The sequence below is a fragment of the Neochlamydia sp. EPS4 genome, from assembly GCF_000813665.1.
Classification (GTDB): Bacteria; Chlamydiota; Chlamydiia; order Chlamydiales; family Parachlamydiaceae; genus Neochlamydia.
Genome location: NZ_JSDQ01000078.1, coordinates 1 through 3,747, shown reverse-complemented (window position 1 = coordinate 3,747; position 3,747 = coordinate 1). Strand labels below are relative to the sequence as shown.

The following is a 3,747-nucleotide window of genomic DNA, read 5'->3' as shown; positions in this document are numbered from 1 at the left end:
GACCGCATCGGCTTGCTGTAAAATTTGCGCCATCTTATCAAAAGTACCACGCTTTACCCCTGTCAATCTGCGAAATCGTTCATCATCTAATTTCTCTATCTTATCAAATTTCATGGTGCCTCCTTTAAATGTTGAGTCACCATTTTACTAAAATTTACATTTTATTCCATTTTCGAAAGAGGTCTATTTTAGGCTTAGGGATTATCTTAAATATTTCACAGGAGTGGAACCGCCATTTTGGTGATTTTTCCGCTATAGCTTAAGCTTAATGCCACGCGCTTTTTTTGCATATTCAGCTGCCTTTTTGGAATTTCCTTGCGCTTTGTAGATTTGTGCCAGCTTGTGATAAAGAAGCAATACAGTGAGATTATCCTCACCTAATAGCTTAATATTGATTTTGAGCGCTTGATTGATAAAATTAGCTGCTTCCTCTAAATTTCCTTGTTCTTGGTAAATTGACCCTACGTTATCATAACCTAATGCTACGGTAGGATGTTTTATGCCGTACCGTCTAATGTTAATTTCGAGTGCTTTCTTAGTATATTCAACCGCCTGTTCTGAATTACCTTGCTCCTTGTAAATGATGCCCAAATTATTGCAAAAGGTTGCTACCATAGGATGATTTTCACCAAAAAGCTTAAGGTCAATGTCAAGAGCTTTCTTAGCATATTCAACCGCCTGTTCTGAATTACCTTGCTCCTTGTAGATGATGCCCAAATTATTGTGATCTCTTGCCACAGCGGGATGATTTTTACCAGAAAGCTTAAGGCTAATCGCAAGTGCTTTATGAATACACTTTGCTGCCTCGTCTAAATTGCCTTGCTCTTGATAAAGTTGGCCTAAATTATTGTAAGAGGTTGCCACAGTAGGATGATTTTCACCAAAAAGCTTAAGATCAATGATAAGCGCTTTGTTGCTACACTCGGCCGCTTTATCTAAATTGCCTTGAGCTTGATAGATGGATGCTAAGTTGTTATAACAAACTGCCGTATGATGATGATTACCCCCAAAAAGCTTAAGGTCAATAGCAAGCGCTTTTTTGCTACAATCTTCTGCCTTGTCTAAATTTCCTTGGTCTAGGTAAATTTGTCCTAGATTGATGTAATAAATTGCTACTTCAGGATGAATTTCACCCAAAACATTCAGGCCAGTGGCCAGCGCTTTGCTGCTATACTCGGCCGCTTGTTTTAAATTGCCTTGGTCTTTGTAGATTAGTCCTAGGTTGTTGTAACGAATTGCCACAGTAGGATGCTTTTCACCAAAAAGCTTAAGATTAATGATAAGCGCTTTGTTGCTATACTCTTCTGCCTTGTCTAAATTGACTTGAGCTTGGTAGATTAGTCCTAAGTTATTATAATCTCTTGCCACTATGGGATTGTTCTCACCAAAAAGCATAAGATCAATGGCAAGGGCTTTTGTGCTATAATCTGCCGCTTTGTCTAAATTGCCTTGAGCTTGGTAAATTTGTCCTAAATTGCTATAGCAAGTAGCTGCCTTAGGATGGTTTTCACCAAATAACTTAAGGTTAATGATAAGCGCTTTGTTGCTATATTCTTCTGCTTTGCCTAAGTTGCCTTGGTCCTTGTAGATTGACCCTAGGTTGTCGAGATGAATTGCTACAGTGGGATGATTTTCACCAAAATGCTTAAGGTCAATAGCAAGTGCTTTTTTGCTACAATCTTCTGCCTTGTCTAAATTTCCTTGGTCTATGTAAATTTGCCCTAAGTTGCCGTAACAAATTGCTATCCTCGGATGATTTTTGTCATAAAGCCTGAGATTAATGCCAAGTGCTTTATTGCTATACTCTTCTGCTTTGTCTAAATTGCCTAGCTTGTAATAGATGTGTCCTAGATTGGTATAGATAGTTGCTACATTAGGATGATTTTTGTCATAAAGCCTGAGATTAATGCCAAGTGCTTTATTGCTATACTCTTCTGCTTTGTCTAAATTACCTTGGTCTATGTAAATTTGCCCTAAGTTATTGTAACCAGTTGCTACGTCAAGATTATTTCCTCCGAAAAGTTTAAGGTGAATGGCAAGCGCTTTGTTGCTATACTCTTCCGCCTTGTCTAAATTACCTTGGTCTTTGTAGATTAATCCTAAATCGCCGTAGCAATTAGCTGCCATGGGATGATTTTCTCCATGAAGTTTAAGAGTAATAGCAAGCGCTTTGTTGCTGTACTCTTTTGCCTTGTCTAAATTGCCTTGCTCGCGATAGATGTGTCCTAAATTGGTGTAGCAAATTGCCATCCTGGGATGATTTTCTCCATGAAGTTTAAGAGTAATAGCAAGCGCTTTGTTGCTGTACTCTTCTGCTTTGTCTAAATTGCCTTGGGCTTGGTAGATTTTTCCTAAATTGCTGTAACAAATTGCTACTCGAGGATGATTTTCACCAAAAAGCTTAAGGTGTATGGCAAGCGCTTTGTTGCTATACTCTGCCGCCTTATCTAGATCACCTTGAGCATGATAGATACTCCCTAAGTTAGAGTAATTTCTTGCTACTGTGGAATGATTTTCTCCAAAAAGCTTAAGCTCAATGGTAAGCGCTTTGGTACTATACTCTGCCGCTTTGTCTATATTACCTTGCTTGCCATAGATTTGTCCTAGGTTGCTGTAAAAGACCGCCACGTTAGGATGATTTTCACTAAAGAGCTTAAGGCCAATCGCAAGTGCTTTGGTGCTATACTCTGCCGCTTGTTCCAAATTGCCTTGGTCTTCATAGATTTGTCCTAGGCTGCTGTAAGCAACTACCGTGTTGGGATGATCTTCACCGAAAAGCTTAAGGATAATGACAAGCGCTTTGTGGGTATATTCCGCCGCTTGCTCTAAATTGCCTTGGTCTTTATAGATTTGCCCGAGGTTATTGTAAGTGACTGCTATCTTGGGATGATTTTCACTAAAGATCTCAAGGTTAATGACAAGCGCTTTACTGCTGTACTCTGCTGCTTTTTCTAAATTACCTTGGTCTTGGTAGATTAGTCCTAGGTTATTGTAATCTCTTGCCACATAGGAATGATTTTCACCAAAAAGCTTAAGATCAATAGCAAGCGCTTTGTTGATAAATTTTACTGCCTTGTCTAAATTACCTTGGGCTTTGTAGATTGCTCCTAGGTTATTGTAAACTGTTGCCACCATTACACGATTTTCTACGTGAAGCATAAGGCCAATCCTTAGTCCTTCCTCCCCATACTCAGCTGCTTTTTCTAAATTGCCTTGGTCCTTATAGATTTGCCCAAGGTTATTGTAATCTCTTGCCAGCGCAGTAAGATTTTTACCAAATACCTTAAATTCGCTGAAAAGTGCTTTGCTGCTATAATCTATCGCCTTATCTAAATTGTCTTGGTTGGGGTAATTTTTTCTCAGGTGGCGGGAAAGAATTAGCTTTTGTAAAAAACTTTTATTAATAAGACGGAGGTTAATAGCAAGCGCTTTCTCGCTATATTTAGCCGCTTTTTCTAGATTACCTTCTCCTTGGTAAATAATGCTAAGCGCGCTTAAAACCCCCACATTATGTGAATTTTCTTTTTTTGCTAATTTGAAATGTTTTTTTGCTTCTGTATGCTGAAAAAGCCTTTGAAGTATTTCTCCTTGCGTCTTTGGAGAGTTATCTTCTAAATCAGAAGATTTAAGTGTTTTTTCATTGCCTGCTAAAAACTCTCCCATGGCTTGATAGAAAGGAATAAAGATGCAGTAAATTTTTTTAATTTTTTCTAAGGTTTCCTGATCTAGAGCCAATTGTTTCTTAAT

General features: G+C 38.4%; 1 protein-coding gene and 1 pseudogene. Both read right to left on the bottom strand.

The features are described from left to right. Positions 1-114 (bottom strand): annotated as a pseudogene (locus tag DB42_RS11315) (IS5/IS1182 family transposase); the annotation flags it as partial. Between the two features lie 138 nt (positions 115-252). Further along, positions 253-3,747 (bottom strand): tetratricopeptide repeat protein (locus tag DB42_RS08005; RefSeq protein ID WP_044882521.1); only part of this gene is annotated, 3,495 nt, incomplete at its 5' end.